This window comes from Streptacidiphilus sp. PAMC 29251, from assembly GCF_054208735.2.
On sequence record NZ_CM135725.2, the window covers coordinates 996,010 to 1,011,391 of the forward strand.

The window sequence follows — 15,382 nt, forward strand, 5'->3', positions numbered from 1 at the left end:
CAGAGCAGTCGCATCCCGGTCAGGCCTCCGGCTCGGCCGGGTCGGGCTTGGCGGCGTCGGGCTTGGCCGCGTCGAGGGGGTAGGTGAACAGGAGCATCTCGACCGGCAGGCTTCCGGCGGGGCGGCGCGACGCGTCCTCCAGCCGGTCCCGGTAGCGGTCGAGGACCTCACGGAGGTCGGCGGTCAGCTGCTCCGCCTCGTCCGGCGTCACATAGGCCAGGTTCTCGACGCCGCTGGTCACCTGCTGCCAGGCCCCGGTGAACCGGGAGCGGCGGGCGTTGACCGTGCCGGCCCGGTTGAGCCAGGTCTCCCACAGCAGGTGGGCCAGGGCCTCGGAGGCGTGGGACAGCTCCGGATCACCCTGGTTGCCGTCGAACGAGAAGCCGATGTGCTTGAGCCGCCAGGGCCTGCGCCGGCCGGGGGCGTCACCGGCCTCCTCGACGAAGCCGTACTTGGCCAAGGTGCGCAGGTGGAAGGCGCAGTTGGTCGGCGACTCCCCGATCACCTCGGCGGCCTCGGTCGCGGTGAGCGGCTCCCGCTGCGCGAGCGCCTCCAGCAGCGCGAGCCGGGTCGGATGGGCCACCGCCCGCATCGCCCTGGGGTCCGCAAGCGGACGGACCGGACGTGAGCGTGCTTCTTCGGAAGACATGTTTCGAGACACTACGCTCGAAACACTTCTTTCGACAAGGTTCAGTTCACGATGCCTCGGGGTGGTGGACGGTGAGGGCGGGAAGGTTGACGACGACGGCTTCCTGGGTGCTGCGGGCGATGACGACGACGGCCTCGGTCGCGGGGTCGGGGTTCTCCTCGCGGTGGGGGACGTAGGGGGGGACGAAGATGTAGTCGCCGGGGGCGGTGCGGAGACGGACCTCCTCCGTCGCTCCCCCCTCCCCCGCCTCGGCGAGGAAGACGAACTCGGGGTGGCCGCTGACGATGTAGATCGCGGTCTCGGACGCGCCGTGGTGGTGGTCGGCGGAGGAGGTCGCGGGGGCGACATGGGTCTGGCCCATCCACATCCGCTCGGAGCCGACCCGGTCACCGCTGATCGCCGCGAAGCGGCGCATCCCGCCGGTCTGGGCGGTGTCGCCGTCCAGGTCGTCGGCGCGGATGTGGTGCACTCGGCTGCGCGCGGACGGGTCGGCGGACGCACCGGTGTGCTGGTGGTCGGGCAGGTCGGGGTGGAAGCCGTCGTGGGGGGCGAGCTCGCTGGTCATCGGGGCCGTCCTGGGAGGGGTCGCGGTCTGGTGACCGTAGGAGCCGCGTGGAAAGGATGTCAAGAGGTGTCCATTGCGCGCGCGGCGCCCGGATGGGGATAATGACGACCATGCACATATCCGCGAAGGCGGACTACGCCGTGCGGGCCCTGCTCGAACTCGCCCAGGACACAGCGCGTCCGCTCACCTGCGAGAGCATCGCCTCGTCGCAGGAGATTCCGTTCCGGTTCCTCAAGTCCGTGGTCGGCGATCTGCGCCGGGCCGGCCTGGTCCGCAGCCAGCGCGGCTGCGAGGGCGGCTACTGGCTCGGCCGGCCGGCCGAGGAGATCAGCCTGCTGGACGTGGCGCTCGCCGTCGACGGCGAGCTGATGACGCTGCGCGGGGAGACCCTGGGCGGGCTGGCCTATCCGGGCCCCGCCGCCGGGGTCCCGGACGTGTGGCGCGACGTCGAGGCCCACGCGCGCCGCATTCTGGACAGCACCAGCGTGGGCTCGCTGCTGGTCGAAACAACAGCCGCCGACCGGGCCGTCGAGAGAGTCGCAGTGTGACCGCGGCGCCGCTGGAGGTGGTGGAGTACACCGATCCGCTGTGCCCCTGGGCCTGGGGCTCGGAGCCGGTGTTCCGGCAGCTGCGGGCCGCGCTCGGCGCCCGGGCGCACTGGCGCCGGGTGTACTCGATCCTGTTCGACGCCGATGACGACCCGGCGCCCGACCCGGCCGCGGAGACCGCCTGGTACAGCCGCTATGTGGCGGAGGTCGCCGGGCACACCGGCGCTCCGCGCGCGGCGGTGCTGGACCGGGTGGCGCGCAGCAGCTGGCCCGCGTCGCTGGCCGCCCGCGCGGCCGAGGCGCAGGGCCCGCTGGTGGCGGATCGGGTGCTGCGCCGGCTGCGCGAGTCGATGTTCGTGCTGGGCCGGCCTGCCGACACCGAGGCCAGGGTCAGCGACTGCGTCCGGGGCGTGCCGGGGCTCGACCTCGAGCGGCTGATGGCCGACGCGGCCTCACGCTTCGTCGCGGCCTCGGTCGACGCGGACCGGGTGGAGGCGCGGGCGCCACTGCCCGAGGTGCTGGAGCTGGACGGCCCGGCCCCGCATCCGGGCCGCGCCAAGGAGCTCGACGAGGGCTTCCGCTACGCCCTGCCCACACTGATTTTTCGCAGCGCGGCCGGGCACCGGGTGGTGCCGGGCTGGCGTCCGGCCGAGGCCTACGCGGAGGCCGTGCTGCAGCTCCGGCCGGGCCGCCCGGCCGTCCCGGCCCGACTGCCGTCCGCTCAGGTGATGGACGTTCAGCGCAGCCTGACCGGGCGGGACTTGGAGCTTCTGACCGTGGACGGAGCGATTCCGGACCGGGCGGTCCGGGTGGACACCGCCGGGGGTCCGCTGTGGCTGCACCCGGACGAGGCGGCCGGGCATCCGGCGCTGAGATCGAACTCCTGAGCTGCTGAGGAACATCCGTCCGACCAATGGGACACCTTTTGGTGTCCATTGACAGTGGCAGGTCGGGCCGCCACGATAGGCACATGCTTACGACGCACCCCGCCGTGGTGTGCCGCTACGTGGACCTGCGGCGCACCTCCAGCGCCCTCTGTCGCTGACCCGCCGACCTCCCCCAGTCGGCTCCGACGGACTGCCCCACGTCCGCACCGTGCCCAGCGCCGGTGCCCCGCTCTGACTTCCTGAACTTCCCCTGCCCGCGCCGACGGCCGTTCCGTCGCGGCGCACAGCGCTGCCCGGATCCCCCCTTCGCGGGGCAGTTCGGCGCGCCCCGACAGAAGGTGACGATCCGTCATGACTGCTGCCCTGAAGTCCGCTGTCGCCAGCCCGCTCGCCAGACGCTCGTTCCTCGGACTCAGCCTCGGTGCCGGCGCGGCCCTCGCTCTGACTGCCTGCGGAAGCGGCACCTCCACCGGTGCGGCCGGCGGCTCGACCGGCACCGTGAAGTGGGGCTGGGAGCTGCCGACCTCCTGGGACCCGATCTTCTCCTCGGCCGGCTGGGACGTCCACGACCTCTCGCTGGTCTACGCGGGGCTCACCAAGCTGGACCCGCACGGCACCGCCGTCCCGGCCCTGGCCAGCGCCTGGTCGTACAACGCCAAGGGCGACGAGATCACCTTCACCCTGAAGCCGGGGCTGACCTTCAGCGACGGCAGCCCGATCGACGCCACCGCCGTGAAGAAGAGCCTGGACCGGGGCCGCACCGATCCCAAGTCGCTGGTGTCGGCGCAGCTGGCGCACGTCGCCAAGGTCACCGCGAGCAGCCCGACCACGGTGGTGCTCAGCCTCACCCAGGCCGACTACCAGATACCCAACCTGCTGGCCGGCAAGACCGGGATGATCGTCAGCCCCAAGGCCTTCGAGGCCAACGCGGCCGGGCTGGCCACCCAGCCGGTCGGCGCGGGCCCGTTCACGCTCACCTCGTACACCCAGAACGCCAAGGCGGTGCTGAAGCGCAACCCCACCTACTGGGACGCGGCGAGCATCAAGCTGGAGAACTTCGAGGTCTACCCGCTGCCGGACGCCTCGACGGTGATCGCCTCGCTGCAGTCGGGCCAGTACAACGTGGCCCAGATACCCGGCAGCCAGGTCGCCGCGGCGAAGGCGGCCGGGCTGGAGGTGCAGGTGATCCCCTCGCTGGTGGTCGCGGTGCTGGACATCAACGCCGCGAAGGCCCCGTTCGACGACCCCAACGTCGCTCTGGCGCTGCAGTACGCGATCGACCGGCAGGCGCTGCTGAAGACCCAGCAGTTCGGCTACGGCAGCGTCAGCAACCAGCCCTTCCCGCCCGGCTACGTCGGCCACGACCCGGCCTCGGACAACCTCTACCCGTACGACCCGGACAAGGCGAAGGCGCTGCTCGCCAAGGCCGGCCACGCCAACGGCCTGGACGTCACGCTGACCACCACCGCCGCGGAGGGCGTGCCGGAGCAGGTGCAGGCGCAGCTCAAGGCGGTCGGCATCAACGCCAAGATCTCGGTGATCCCGGCGGCGCAGGCCACCCAGATCGTCTATGTCCAGCACTCGCAGCAGATCTTCACCGACCAGTTCGCCGGACGTGACTCGGCCGCCCAGGCGTTCCAGGTGCTGTTCGGGCAGCAGGGTCTGATGAACCCGGGCCGGACCACCCCGCCGGACCTGCTGGCGGCGGTGGCCAAGGTGTCGGCAACGCCGCTGGACTCCCCCGACTACCCGACCGTGCTGCAGGCCGCGACCGGGCTGGCGGTGCGCAGCATGCCGAACGTCTTCCTCTACACCGTGCCGCGGATCCTGGCCCGGCACCACAGCGTCTCGGCGATCCCGTCCGACCTCGTGGTGCAGCGGTTCGAGGGGGTGTCGGTCGCATGAGCGCGGTGACCACGCCCGTCGGCGCGAGCGGGACCGGGGTCGCCGATCCCGGCGGCCTGCGGCTGCGGACGCTGCTGGGCGGGGCGGCCCGGGCGCCGAAGCCGCTGGGGCGGGGGCTGGTGACCACCGGCACGGTGTTCCTGCTGTCCTCGCTGCTGACCTTCGCCCTGGGCGCGCTGTCCAGCTCCAACCCGGGCGCGGCGGTGCTCGGCGACACCGCGACCCCGGCCGACATCGACCGGATGAACCACCAGTTCGGCCTGGACCGGCCGCTGCCGGTGCAGTTCGTCAGCTGGATCGGCCATGCGCTGCACGGGGATCTGGGCCGCTCCTGGTTCACTACGGTGCCGGTGTCGCAGAGCATCAGCCAGGCGCTGCCGGTGGACCTGTCGGTGGCCGGTCTGGCGCTGCTGATGGCCATCGTGCTGGGCGGCGCGGCCGGGATCGCGGCGGCGCTGAGCAACGGCGGGCGCCTTGACCGTACGGTCACCGCGGTCTGCGCGGTGCTGGGGACGCTGCCGGCCTTTGTCATCGCCATCGGACTGATCGCCGTGGTGTCGGTGCAGCTGGGGGCGCTGCCCTCGGGCGGCTATGTGCCCTTCGGGCAGAACCCCGGGCAGTGGCTGCGGTTCGCGCTGCTGCCGGCCTTCGCGCTGAGCCTGGAGGCGGCGGCCGGGATCGCCCGGCAGCTGCGGACCTCGCTGGTGGGGGCGCTGCGGGAGAACTATGTGACCGGCGCGTCGATGCGCGGCCTGTCCAAGCGGCGGGTGCTGTTCGGCCATGTGCTGCGGAACGCGGCCGGCCCGGCGCTGACGGTGCTGGGGATGAGCGTGCCGATGCTGATCGGCGGGGCGGTGGTCACCGAGCGGATCTTCAATCTGCCGGGGATCGCGCAGCTGTCGCTGCAGGCCGCGCAGGAGCACGACGTCCCGGTGATCCAGGGCACGCTGCTGGTCACCGTGGCGGTGGTACTGGTCGCCAACCTGGCCGTGAACGCGGGGCTGACGGCGCTCAACCCGGCCGGGCAACGGCGGCAGGCCGCCGAGAAGCGAGGGAAGTCGGCATGAGGACGTTCCGCAACACCTGGCGGGTGCCGATCGCGCGGGGGGCGCTGGTGGTGCTGGTGCTGGTGGGTCTGCTGGCGGTGTTCGGCGGGCAGTTGGCGCCGCAGGACCCGCTGGGGCAGGACACCGCCCATGTGCTGCAGGGCCCGAGCGGAGCGCATCTGCTGGGCACCGACTACCTCGGCCGGGACGTGCTCAGCCGGCTGCTCTCCGGGACCGGCCTGTCCGTGGCCGGGGCGCTGGAGGCGGTGGGCGCGGCACTGGTGCTGGGGATCCTCCCCGGGCTGGCCTCGCTGTGGCTCGGCCGGGCCTTCGAGTGGATCTCGCTGCGGGTGGTGGACTCGCTGATGTCGCTGCCGTTCACGCTCTTCGTCATCGCCGCGGTCGGCGTCCTCGGCAATGGGCTGCACCAGGCGATGCTCGCCCTGGGCGTGCTGCTGGCGCCGCTGTTCTACCGGGTGACCAGGGCCGCCGCGCTGGGGCTGCGCCAGGTGCCCTATGTGGAGGCCGCCGAGCTGATGGGGGCCTCCCGGAGCTGGGTGCTGCGGCGGCACATCTGGAGCAAGGTGCTGCCGACGGTCGCGGTGACCACCGCGCAGGCGCTGGCCACCGCGCTGCTGACGGTCGCCTCGCTGACCTTCCTGGGCCTGGGCGTCCAGCCGCCGGCCCCGACCTGGGGCGGGATGCTCGCCTCCGACCTGGGCTTCCTGGCCCAGCAGCCGTGGGCCCCGGTGCTGCCCGGGCTGCTGGTGATGGTCACGGTGGGGGCGCTGCACCTGCTCGCCGACGCCATCAGGGACGGCGGCGCCGCACCCGTGCTGCCGGTCGCGGCGGCGGCTTCCGTCGGCACCGCGTCAGATCCGGTCGCCGACCGTCGATTCAGCGAGGAGAAGGCCGATGCCGATATCGCCGCCTAGCGAGGCCCCTGGGGAGGCCCCGGTCCTTGCCGTCGAGGGGCTGCACATCACTGTCAACGGCGGTGCCACCGAAGCGGTGCGGGATGTCTCCTTCACCGTGCGGGCCGGGGAGTCGGTCGGCCTGGTCGGCGAGTCCGGCAGCGGGAAGACACTGACCTGTCGCTCGGTGCTGGGGTGCTGCCCCCCGGCTGCGAGGTGTCGCAGGGGTCTGCGAACCTGTCCGGCACCGAGCTGACCGCGCTTGACCGGCGCGGCTGGGAGCGGCTGCGCGGGGTGAGCCTGGGCGCGGTGTTCCAGGACCCGGCCTCGTACCTCAACCCCTCGCTGACGGTGGGTCGGCAGCTGGCCGAGCCGCTGCGGGTGCGGCACGGTCTCTCCCGCAGCGAGTCCCGCCGCCGCGCGGTGGAGCTGCTGGGCTCGGTCGGGCTGCACAAGCCCGAGGAGGTGTTCCACCGCTACCCCTTCGAACTGTCCGGCGGCATGCTGCAGCGGGCGCTGATCGCCACCGCGATCGCCGGGGAGCCGGAGCTGCTGGTCGCCGACGAGGCCACCACCGCGCTGGACACCGTGGTCCAGGCCGAGGTGCTGGACCTGCTGGCGTCGCTGCGGGCCGAGCGCGGCCTGGCCCTGCTGCTGGTCAGCCATGACCTGGCGGTGGTCGCCGAGGTGTGTGACCGGATCCTGGTGTTCTACGCCGGGGAGATCGTCGAGGACGGCCCCACCGAGCAGGTGCTCGCCGCCCCGGCCCACCCGTACACCCAGGCGCTGCTGCGGGTCGCCTCGATCGGCGACTGGGAGCGGCGCGAGCTGGCGGTGATCCCCGGACGCCCGCCGGAGGCCGGCGCGGCACCGTCCGGCTGCCGCTTCGCCGAGCGCTGCGACTATGCGCGGGCCGAGTGCGGTGCGGAGGAACTGCTCTCGCTGCGGCCCTTCGGGGAGCAGGGCTCGCTGGGTGAGCGGCGCACCCGCTGCGTGCGGGCCGATGAGTTGTCCCTGTCCGGCACGGTTCTCCAGGAGGTGGGGGCATGAGCGAGGCGCTACTGCGGATCGAGGAGCTGTCCGTCGCCTTCGGCCGGCGCGGCGGTCGCGGCGGGCAGCAGGTGCTGGACCAGGTGTCGCTGGAGGCGCGCTCCGGGGAGATCCTGGGCGTCATCGGCGAGACCGGGTCCGGCAAGACCACGCTGGCCCGGGCCGTGGTCGGGCTGTCGCCGGTGACCGGCGGCCGGATCTCGGTGGACGGGGTGGAGCTGACCGGGCTGCGCGGCCGGGCGCTGCGCGAGTACCGCCGCTCGGGCGCCACGCAGTACCTGTTCCAGGATCCGCTGCGGGCCCTCGACCCGGATCTGACGGTGCGTGACCTGGTCTCCGAGCCGCTCGCGGTGACCGGCGCGGCCGGCCGGGAGCAGCGCGCCGAGCGCGCCGCCGCGGCCCTGCAGCAGGTGGGCCTGGACCCGGCGCTGGCGGACCGGCTGCCGGGGCAGCTGTCCGGCGGCCAGCGGCAGCGGGTGCTGCTGGCCCGGGCCGTGGTCACCCGGCCCCGGCTGCTGCTGGCGGACGAGCCGGTGAGCGCCCTGGACGCGTCCAACCGCAACCATGTGCTGCGGCTGTTCGACCGGCTGCGGCACGAGCTGGACGTCGCGGTCGTGGTGATCTCGCACGACCTCAGCTCGCTGGCCGGGATCGCCGACCGGATCGCGGTGCTCTACCGCGGCCGGCTGGTCGAGCAGGGGCCGACGGCCGAGGTGCTGTCCCGTCCGCTGCACCCCTACACCGCGCTGCTGACGGCGTCCGCGCCGAGCGTGAAGCGCGAGCACGACCTGCGTCCGGCGCAGTTGCTGGCCACCACTCCCTGGGAGGGGGCGGGCTGTGTGTTCGCCGCGCGTTGCGCCTTCGCCGAGGACGCCTGCCGGGTCGCGCCCGCGGCGCAGGCCCGTCCGGGCGACCGGGAGGTGGCCTGCCACCACGCCGACGACTGGCGGGCTCGGCTCGCCCAGCCCGTGCTCACGCACTGACCATTGATCAATTCATCGACAAAGAGATGAGGACAGCCATGTCCATTGAGTTCATCGGCATCGCCAACACCGCCCCGTTCAGTGAGAGCGGGGGCGCCGGCGGATGGTCGATCATCGACCCCGCGTATCTGAAAGAGCTGGCCCGGGCGCATGAGACGGCCGGTTTCGACCGGGTGCTGGTCGCGCACTCCTCGGCCAGCCCGGACGGCTTCACCATCGCCGACCAGGTGCTGACCCACACCGACAAGCTCGGCGTGCTGCTGGCGCACCGCCCGGGCTTCGTCTCCCCCACCCTGGCCGCCCGCAAGTACGCCACCCTGGACGCCTTCCACCCCGGCCGGATCGCGCTGCATGTGATCACCGGCGGCGACGACGCCGACCAGGCCCGCGACGGCGACCTCAGCGACAAGCCGACCCGCTACCGCCGCACCGACGAGTTCCTGGACGTGGTCCGCAAGACCTGGACCGCGACCGAGCCGTTCGACTACGAGGGCCAGTTCTACCAGGTGCGCGGCGGGAAGTCGGCGCTGCTGCCGTCCCAGCCGATCCCGGTCTACTTCGGCGGGGCCTCCGACGACGCGGTCCGGGCCGGGGCCAAGCACGCGGACGTGTACGCGTTCTGGGGCGAGCCGCTGGCCGGGATCACCGAGCGGATCAAGCAGGTCCGCGCGGCCGCCGCGCCGTACGGCCGCACCCCCAACTTCAGCGTCAGCCTGCGTCCGATCCCGGCCGCGACCGAGGCCGAGGCCTGGAAGCGGGCCGAGGAGATCCTGAAGCTCACCAAGGAGCGCTCGGGCGAGCTGCGCAAGGCCTACAACATGGACCACTCGGCGCAGGAGGGCTCCAAGCGGCTGCTGGAGACGGCGGCCAAGGGCGACGTGCACGACAAGCGGCTGTGGACCGCGGTCGCCAAGGCCACCGGCGCGGCCGGCAACTCGACCGCGCTGGTCGGCTCGTACGAGCAGGTCGCCGAATCGCTGCTGGACTACACCGCGCTGGGCGTCGGCACCCTGCTGATCCGCGGCTTCGACCCGCTGGCGGACGCCCGCGACTACGGCACCCTGGTGTCGCTGGTCCGCGCGGAGACGGAGCGCCAGGAGTTCGTCGGCAACAGGGTCCTGGTCAACGCATGAGCCGCGGCCCGGGTGGCGCGACGACCACGCCGACCACCTCGCACTGGGGTGCGTTCGGGGTGCGGCACTCCGCCGACGGCACGGTGGAGGCGGTGCCGCACGCGGCGGACCCGTCCCCCTCACCGCTGCTCGGCGGCGTGGCCGGGTCGCTGCGGCACGCCACCCGGGTCCGCCGTCCCGCCGTCCGGCGCGGCTGGCTGGAGCACGGCCCCGGGCCCTCGACGGCCCGGGGCAGCGAGCCCTTCGTCGAGGTCGGCTGGGACGAGGCGCTGCACCTGCTCGCCGCCGAGCTGCTCCGGGTCCGGACCGAGCACGGCAACCGGGCGGTGTTCGGCGGCTCCTACGGCTGGGCCTCGGCCGGGCGGTTCCATCACGCGCAGAGCCAGCTGCACCGCTTCCTGAACCAGTACGGCGGCTACACCGGCTCGCGCAACTCCTACAGCCTGGGCACCTCGCTGGTGCTGCTGCCGCACCTGGTCGGCGACGCCGACGCGGTGCTGCGGGCGGCCTCGTCCTGGCCGACCATCACCGAGCACACCGAACTGATCGTGGCCTTCGGCGGCATCCCGGAGAAGAACGTCTATGTCACCCCCGGCGGCGTCACCAGGCACTCCACCCCCGGCCACCTGGCCGCGCTGGCTGCAAGCGGGACCAGGATCGCCCTGGTCAGCCCGCTGCGGGCGGATCTGCCCGAGGACATCGACGCCGAGTGGCTGCCGGTCGTCCCCGGCAGCGACACCGCGCTGATGCTGGGTCTGGCGCACACCCTGCTCGCCGAGGAGCTGCACGACCGGGCCTTTCTGGACCGCTACTGCAGCGGTTTCGACACCCTGGCGGCCTATCTCGACGGCAGCGCGGACGGCACCGTCAAGGACGCCGACTGGGCCGCCCGGCTCAGCGGCATCGAGGCCGGGCGGATCCGCTCGCTGGCCCGGGAGATGGCCGCCGCCCGGACCCTGGTGACCGTCACCTGGTCGCTGCAGCGGGCCCGCTACGGTGAGCAGCCGGTCTGGGCCGGTCTGGCGCTGGCGGCGATGCTGGGTCAGATCGGGCTGCCCGGCGGCGGTTTCGGGCACGGCTACGGCTCGATGGGCGACGTCGGCGACACCGGGCCCACGCTGCGGCTGCCGTTCCTGCCGCAGGGGCGGAACCCGGTGCCGGACTTCATCCCCTGCGCCCGGATCTCCGACCTGCTGCTGAACCCCGGCCAGGAGTTCACCTACGACGGGGCCCACTACACCTACCCGGACATCCGGCTGGTCTACTGGGCCGGCGGCAACCCCTTCCACCACCACCAGGACCTGGGCCGGCTGCGCCGCGCCTTCGCCCGCCCGGACACCGTGGTGGTGCACGAGCCGCACTGGACCGCCTCGGCCCGGCACGCCGACATCGTGCTGCCGGTCACCACCACCCTGGAGCGCGAGGACCTGGGCGGCGGACGCCGGGACACCCATCTGATCGCCATGCACCAGGCGGTCGCACCGGTCGGCGAGGCCCGGGACGACTACACCGTGCTGGCCGGGCTTGCCCAGCGGCTGGGCTTCGAGAAGGAGTTCACCAAGGGCCGCAGCGCCCGCCAGTGGCTGGAGCACCTTTACACGGAATGGGCAAGTGACTTGACTATATGGTCAAGCCACTTGACTGAAAGCGGAATCGCCAGCCCCCCGCCGTTCGAGCAGTTTCTGGGCGGACGGCGAGTGGCTGCTGCCGCCGGGCCCGGAGCAGCACACCCTGTTCGCCGACTTCCGGGCCGACCCGGAGGCCGCGCCGCTGGCCACGCCCAGCGGCCGGATCGAACTGGCCTCGGCCGGGATCGCGGCCATGGAGCTGCCGGACTGCCCCGGGCACCCGAGCTGGGTGGAGCCGGAGGAGTGGCTGGGCGGGCCGCAAGCGGCGCGGTATCCGCTGCTGCTGATCGCCAACCAGCCGTCCACCCGGCTGCACAGCCAGTTGGACACCGGCGCGGTCAGCCTGGCGTCCAAGGTCGCCGACCGCGAGGCCCTGCAACTGCACCCGGCGGACGCCGCCGCCCGCGGTATCAGCGCCGGGGATCTGCTGCGGGTCTTCAACGACCGCGGCGCCTGCCTGGTCGGCGCGGTGCTGACGGACCGGGTCAGAAGAGGGGTGGTCCGGCTGCCCACCGGTGCCTGGTTCGACCCGGTGCCGGGAGTGGAACCGCCGCTCTGCGCCCATGGCAACCCCAATGCACTAACCGCCGATCTGCCCAGCTCCCGGTTGTCCCAGGGCTGCACCGGGCAGCACGCCCTGGTGCAGATCGAACGCTGGCCCGACGACGTGCCGCCGCCCCCGGTGACAGTGCGTCAACCGCCGCTCTTCACCGCCGACCCCCGCCCCTCCACCCCGGACAGGGAACTGGACCAATGACCGATCATCACTGCTGAGGGCTGACCCCACCGGCCCTGGACCGACTCCCCCAGGTCGCCGCCGCGCTCGCGATCGACGCCGCCGAGCACGACCGCGACGCCACGTTCCCCTACCAGGGCGTCGCCGCCGCGCATGACGCCGGACTGCTCACCGCCACCGTCGGCACCGAGTTCGGTGGCCCCGGCGGCGGGCTGGCCGACACCGTGCGGATCCTGGGGGCCCTCGGCGGCGGCGACCCGGCAGTCGCCCTGGTCACCGCGATGACGCTGTTCACCCATGCCGCGCAGGCCCGGGTCGGCGGCTGGCCGGCGGAGGCGTACCAGCTGCTGCTGAGCGAGGCCGCCACCCGTCCGGTGCTGGTCAACGCATTGCGGGTGGAACCCAAGCTGGGCTCCCCGGTGCGCGGCGGACTGCGGTCACCATCGCCCGGCGGCAGGAGGACCACTGGGAGCTGACCGGCCACAAGATCTTCTCCACCGGCGCGGAGGCCCTGGGCTGGATGCTGGTCTGGGCCCGCACCGACGAGACCCCGACCCGGGTCGGCTCCTTCCTGGTCCGCGGCGGCGCCGAGGGCGTGACCGTGCTGCCGACCTGGAACCACGTCGGCCTGCGCGCCTCGCGCAGTGACGATGTGCTGCTGGACCGGGTCCGGGTGCCGCTGGACTACGTCGCCGGGCTGGCCGAGCCGGGCGCGACCGGGGGGCGGGACGCGGTCGGCGGGGCCTGGAACTCGCTCGGGCTGACCTCCCTCTACCTCGGCGTCGCCCGGGCCGCCCAGCACTGGCTGACCGGCTTCCTGCACGAGCGGATCCCCACCGCGCTGGGCGCGCCGCTGGCCACACTGCCCCGCTTCCAGAGCGCGGTCGGCGAGATCGAGATCGCCCTCAGCGGCGCCGAACGGCTGATCCGGGCCCTCGCCGAGGACGTGGACGGCGGCGACCCCGCCGCCGCCGAACAGGCGAGCGGCGCCAAGGTGCTGGGCACCCGGGCCGCCCTCGGCGCGGTCGAACAGGCCCTCGCCCTCACCGGCAACCACGGACTCACCTACGACAACCCGCTGCAACGGCACCACCGCGACGTGCTGTGCAGCCGGGTGCACACCCCTCAGGACGACATGTCCCTCCTCGCCGCCGGCCAGGCCACCCTGGCCCGGCGCCGCACTCTCACAGAAGGCTCGTGACCCACCATGACCGTCGAATTCATCGGCATGATCGGCACCCGGGACGTCTCCGAGACCCGTCCGCCGTCAGGACCCGTCGTCGACCCCGACTACACCCGCCGTTTCGCCCAGGCCCATGAGGAGGCCGGCTTCGACCGGATCCTGATCGGCTACGGCTCCAGCAGCCCGGACGGCACCCAGGTCGCCGCGCATGTCGCCGCCCACACCGAGAAGCTCGGCCTGCTGGTCGCGCACCGCCCCGGCTTCGTCGCCCCGACCCTGGCGGCCCGTACCTTCGCCACCCTGGACCAGTTCTCCGGCGGCCGGGTCGCCGTCCACATCATCACCGGCGGCCATGACACCGAGCAGCGCCGCGACGGCGACCACCTGCCCAAGGACGAGCGCTACGCCCGCACCGACGAGTACCTCGACATCCTCAAGCGCGCCTGGACCGAGGACGAGCCGTTCGGCCTGGACGGCGACTACTACCGCTTCGCCGACTTCCACGCCGAGGTGAAGCCGGCCCAGAGCCCCCGGATCCCCTGTACTTCGGCGGCTCCTCCCCCGCCGCCTACCGGGTCGGCGGCAAGCACGCCGATGTGTTCGCGCTGTGGGGCGAGCCGCTGGCGGAGACCGCCGAGCAGATCGCCTCGGTCCGGGCCTCGGCCCTGGCCGCCGGTCGGACCACGCTGCCCGGCATCAGCGTCTCGTTCCGACCCGGCGGATCCGCTTCATCGTCGCCCTGCGCCCGGACGCGCTCAACCCCACCCTCGCCGCGCAGATGGCCGCCACCTTCCAACGGGTCTCCGGCGGACGGCTGCTGCTCAATGTGGTCACCGGCTCCGACGACGAGGAGCAGCAGCGCTTCGGCGACTGGCTGGACCACGACGCCCGCTACGCCCGGACCGCGGAGTGGCTGCGGGTGCTCCGCGGCGCCTGGTCCGGCGAGCCCTTCGACCACAAGGGCACCTACTACGAGGTGCGCGGCGCGACCGTCGCCGAGGCGCCGTCGCCGGTGCCGCCGGTGCTGCTCGGGGGCTCCTCCGGTCCCGCGCTTCAAGCCGCCGCCGAGTTCGCCGACGTCCATCTGAGCTGGGGCGAGCCGCCCGGCGACCTCGCGCCCCGACTGGCCCGGCTGCGGGAGCTGGCGCAGCGTCAGGGGCGGCGGTTGGCCTTCGGGGTGCGGCTGCATGTGATCACCCGGGACACCGCCGCCGAGGCCTGGGCGCAGGCCGACCGGCTGCTGCAGGCGATGGACCCGGCCGCGATCGCGCTGGCCCAGGCCCGGGCGGCGCGTACCTCCTCGGAGGGCCAGCGGCGGATGACCGCGCTGCACGGGGGCCGCAGCGACGGCCTGGAGGTGTCGCCCAACCTCTGGGCCGGCTTCGGCCTGCTCCGCCGCCACGCCGGGACCGCGCTGGTGGGCAGCCACCAAGAGGTGGCCGAACGCCTCGCCGAGTACCACGCGCTGGGCGTCGAGCACGTGCTGCTCTCCGGCCAGCCGCATCTGGAGGAGGCGCACTGGTTCGGCGAGGGCGTGCTGCCGCTGCTGCGCCGCGAAGGCCTGCTCCCATGACACCTACCACTGACAAGGAATCAGCCATGACCGTCACCAGCGACCGCTCCGCCACCGACACGCTCGCCCCGGCCGACCTGCTCCGCCGCACCCTGCGCCGGCACGCCGCCGGGGTGACCGTGCTGACCGTGCCCGGTCCGGCCGGGTTCACCGCGACCTCGTTCACCTCGGTCTCGCTGGAACCCGCCCTGGTCTCCTTCTACCTCTCCAGCACCGCCTCCACGGCCGGCGCGGTGCTGGACGCCGACGTCTTCGCGGTGCACGTCCTGGGCGAGGCCCAGCACGCGATAGCCGAACGCTTTCGCCCGCAGCGGCGTCGACCGGTTCGCCGGGACGGGATGGTCGCCGGGGCCGCAGGGGGTGCCGCTGCTGGACGGCGTGCCGGCCTGGCTGACGGCCCGTCCGGTGCTGAGGCAGGAGGTCGGCGACCACCTGCTGGTGGTCGGCGAGGTGCTGGACGCGGGCGGCGACGGCGGCGCCGGGCTGCCGCTGCTGCACCACAGCGGCGCCTTCGGTGCCTTCCGCCCACTGCACTGAGCCGATCGCACCCGGTCCCATTGCAGAGCGGTCACAGAATCTCCG

The 15,382-nt window shown here is 73.3% G+C and carries 15 protein-coding genes and 5 pseudogenes; 18 read left to right on the forward strand and 2 right to left on the reverse strand.

Annotated elements, in window-relative coordinates:
- Nucleotides 1–19: 19 nt before the first annotated feature.
- Together ACXKR8_RS04625 and ACXKR8_RS04630 are read right to left on the reverse strand one after the other, a co-directional pair.
- Nucleotides 20–649, reverse strand: a complete 630-nt coding sequence (locus tag ACXKR8_RS04625; protein WP_458271621.1) for an ArsR/SmtB family transcription factor — start codon at nt 647–649, stop codon at nt 20–22.
- 46 nt (nt 650–695) lie between these two features.
- The gene (locus tag ACXKR8_RS04630; RefSeq protein WP_458271622.1) at nt 696–1,214 is read right to left on the reverse strand and encodes a cupin domain-containing protein; all 519 of its coding nucleotides are present in this window, start codon (nt 1,212–1,214) and stop codon (nt 696–698) included.
- A 110-nt stretch (nt 1,215–1,324) separates the two neighbouring features.
- On the opposite strand from ACXKR8_RS04630, the gene ACXKR8_RS04635 reads away from it, so the two are divergent.
- From ACXKR8_RS04635 to ACXKR8_RS04720, 18 genes and pseudogenes are all read left to right on the forward strand, one after another.
- Complete coding sequence (locus tag ACXKR8_RS04635; RefSeq protein WP_458271623.1) at nt 1,325–1,762, forward strand: RrF2 family transcriptional regulator; 438 nt, start codon at nt 1,325–1,327, stop codon at nt 1,760–1,762.
- The gene (locus ACXKR8_RS04640; protein WP_458271624.1) at nt 1,759–2,649 is read left to right on the forward strand and encodes a DsbA family oxidoreductase; all 891 of its coding nucleotides are present in this window, start codon (nt 1,759–1,761) and stop codon (nt 2,647–2,649) included. Before ACXKR8_RS04635 ends, ACXKR8_RS04640 begins: the two co-directional genes overlap by 4 nt.
- A 351-nt stretch (nt 2,650–3,000) precedes the next feature.
- Nucleotides 3,001–4,554 (forward strand): ABC transporter substrate-binding protein, encoded by a 1,554-nt coding sequence (locus ACXKR8_RS04645; RefSeq protein WP_458271625.1) that lies wholly within the window; start codon nt 3,001–3,003, stop codon nt 4,552–4,554.
- The gene (locus ACXKR8_RS04650; RefSeq protein WP_458271626.1) at nt 4,551–5,621 is read left to right on the forward strand and encodes an ABC transporter permease; all 1,071 of its coding nucleotides are present in this window, start codon (nt 4,551–4,553) and stop codon (nt 5,619–5,621) included. Before ACXKR8_RS04645 ends, ACXKR8_RS04650 begins: the two co-directional genes overlap by 4 nt.
- Nucleotides 5,618–6,535 carry an ABC transporter permease gene (locus ACXKR8_RS04655; RefSeq protein WP_458271627.1) on the forward strand — a complete coding sequence of 306 codons (918 nt, stop codon included), beginning with the start codon at nt 5,618–5,620 and terminating at the stop codon, nt 6,533–6,535. Before ACXKR8_RS04650 ends, ACXKR8_RS04655 begins: the two co-directional genes overlap by 4 nt.
- Nucleotides 6,516–6,770: an ATP-binding cassette domain-containing protein gene (locus ACXKR8_RS04660; RefSeq protein ID WP_462100325.1), complete on the forward strand. Its 255-nt coding sequence runs from the start codon at nt 6,516–6,518 to the stop codon at nt 6,768–6,770. Before ACXKR8_RS04655 ends, ACXKR8_RS04660 begins: the two co-directional genes overlap by 20 nt.
- On the forward strand, nt 6,731–7,564 hold the full coding sequence (locus ACXKR8_RS04665; protein ID WP_462100326.1) for an ABC transporter ATP-binding protein: 834 nt from the start codon (nt 6,731–6,733) through the stop codon (nt 7,562–7,564). The genes ACXKR8_RS04660 and ACXKR8_RS04665 overlap by 40 nt, the downstream gene beginning before the upstream one ends.
- Nucleotides 7,561–8,547: an ABC transporter ATP-binding protein gene (locus tag ACXKR8_RS04670; protein WP_458271629.1), complete on the forward strand. Its 987-nt coding sequence runs from the start codon at nt 7,561–7,563 to the stop codon at nt 8,545–8,547. Before ACXKR8_RS04665 ends, ACXKR8_RS04670 begins: the two co-directional genes overlap by 4 nt.
- Before the next feature lie 38 nt (nt 8,548–8,585).
- The gene (locus ACXKR8_RS04675; RefSeq protein WP_458271630.1) at nt 8,586–9,680 is read left to right on the forward strand and encodes an LLM class flavin-dependent oxidoreductase; all 1,095 of its coding nucleotides are present in this window, start codon (nt 8,586–8,588) and stop codon (nt 9,678–9,680) included.
- A pseudogene (locus ACXKR8_RS04680) lies at nt 9,677–11,152 on the forward strand (molybdopterin-dependent oxidoreductase); the annotation flags it as partial. The gene ACXKR8_RS04675 and the pseudogene ACXKR8_RS04680, both read left to right, overlap by 4 nt.
- Nucleotides 11,153–11,501: 349 nt before the next feature.
- Nucleotides 11,502–12,065: a molybdopterin dinucleotide binding domain-containing protein gene (locus ACXKR8_RS04685; protein WP_462100657.1), complete on the forward strand. Its 564-nt coding sequence runs from the start codon at nt 11,502–11,504 to the stop codon at nt 12,063–12,065.
- 71 nt (nt 12,066–12,136) lie between these two features.
- Nucleotides 12,137–12,268, forward strand: a pseudogene (locus ACXKR8_RS04690) (acyl-CoA dehydrogenase family protein); the annotation flags it as partial.
- Nucleotides 12,269–12,520: a hypothetical protein gene (locus tag ACXKR8_RS04695; protein ID WP_462100327.1), complete on the forward strand. Its 252-nt coding sequence runs from the start codon at nt 12,269–12,271 to the stop codon at nt 12,518–12,520.
- An 11-nt stretch (nt 12,521–12,531) separates the two neighbouring features.
- Nucleotides 12,532–13,245 (forward strand): acyl-CoA dehydrogenase family protein, encoded by a 714-nt coding sequence (locus tag ACXKR8_RS04700; protein ID WP_462100658.1) that lies wholly within the window; start codon nt 12,532–12,534, stop codon nt 13,243–13,245.
- 27 nt (nt 13,246–13,272) lie between these two features.
- Nucleotides 13,273–13,398: pseudogene (locus ACXKR8_RS04705) on the forward strand (LLM class flavin-dependent oxidoreductase); the annotation flags it as partial.
- A gap of 368 nt (nt 13,399–13,766) precedes the next feature.
- Nucleotides 13,767–13,853: pseudogene (locus tag ACXKR8_RS04710) on the forward strand (hypothetical protein); the annotation flags it as partial.
- A complete protein-coding gene (locus ACXKR8_RS04715; RefSeq protein ID WP_458271633.1) occupies nt 13,835–14,800 on the forward strand; it encodes an LLM class flavin-dependent oxidoreductase in 966 nt (321 codons plus the stop codon). The pseudogene ACXKR8_RS04710 and the gene ACXKR8_RS04715, both read left to right, overlap by 19 nt.
- Before the next feature lie 26 nt (nt 14,801–14,826).
- Nucleotides 14,827–15,337: pseudogene (locus ACXKR8_RS04720) on the forward strand (flavin reductase family protein).
- The last annotated feature ends 45 nt before the right edge of the window (nt 15,338–15,382 follow it).

Coding starts and splice junctions, on each gene's coding strand:
- ACXKR8_RS04660 (WP_462100325.1), top strand. CDS start 6,516: ATGCCGATATCGCCGCCTAGCGAGGCCCCTGGGGAGGCCCCGGTCCTT.
- ACXKR8_RS04630 (WP_458271622.1), bottom strand. CDS start 1,214: ATGACCAGCGAGCTCGCCCCCCACGACGGCTTCCACCCCGACCTGCCC.
- ACXKR8_RS04625 (WP_458271621.1), bottom strand. CDS start 649: ATGTCTTCCGAAGAAGCACGCTCACGTCCGGTCCGTCCGCTTGCGGAC.
- ACXKR8_RS04655 (WP_458271627.1), top strand. CDS start 5,618: ATGAGGACGTTCCGCAACACCTGGCGGGTGCCGATCGCGCGGGGGGCG.
- ACXKR8_RS04645 (WP_458271625.1), top strand. CDS start 3,001: ATGACTGCTGCCCTGAAGTCCGCTGTCGCCAGCCCGCTCGCCAGACGC.
- ACXKR8_RS04670 (WP_458271629.1), top strand. CDS start 7,561: ATGAGCGAGGCGCTACTGCGGATCGAGGAGCTGTCCGTCGCCTTCGGC.
- ACXKR8_RS04635 (WP_458271623.1), top strand. CDS start 1,325: ATGCACATATCCGCGAAGGCGGACTACGCCGTGCGGGCCCTGCTCGAA.
- ACXKR8_RS04675 (WP_458271630.1), top strand. CDS start 8,586: ATGTCCATTGAGTTCATCGGCATCGCCAACACCGCCCCGTTCAGTGAG.
- ACXKR8_RS04650 (WP_458271626.1), top strand. CDS start 4,551: ATGAGCGCGGTGACCACGCCCGTCGGCGCGAGCGGGACCGGGGTCGCC.
- ACXKR8_RS04685 (WP_462100657.1), top strand. CDS start 11,502: ATGGAGCTGCCGGACTGCCCCGGGCACCCGAGCTGGGTGGAGCCGGAG.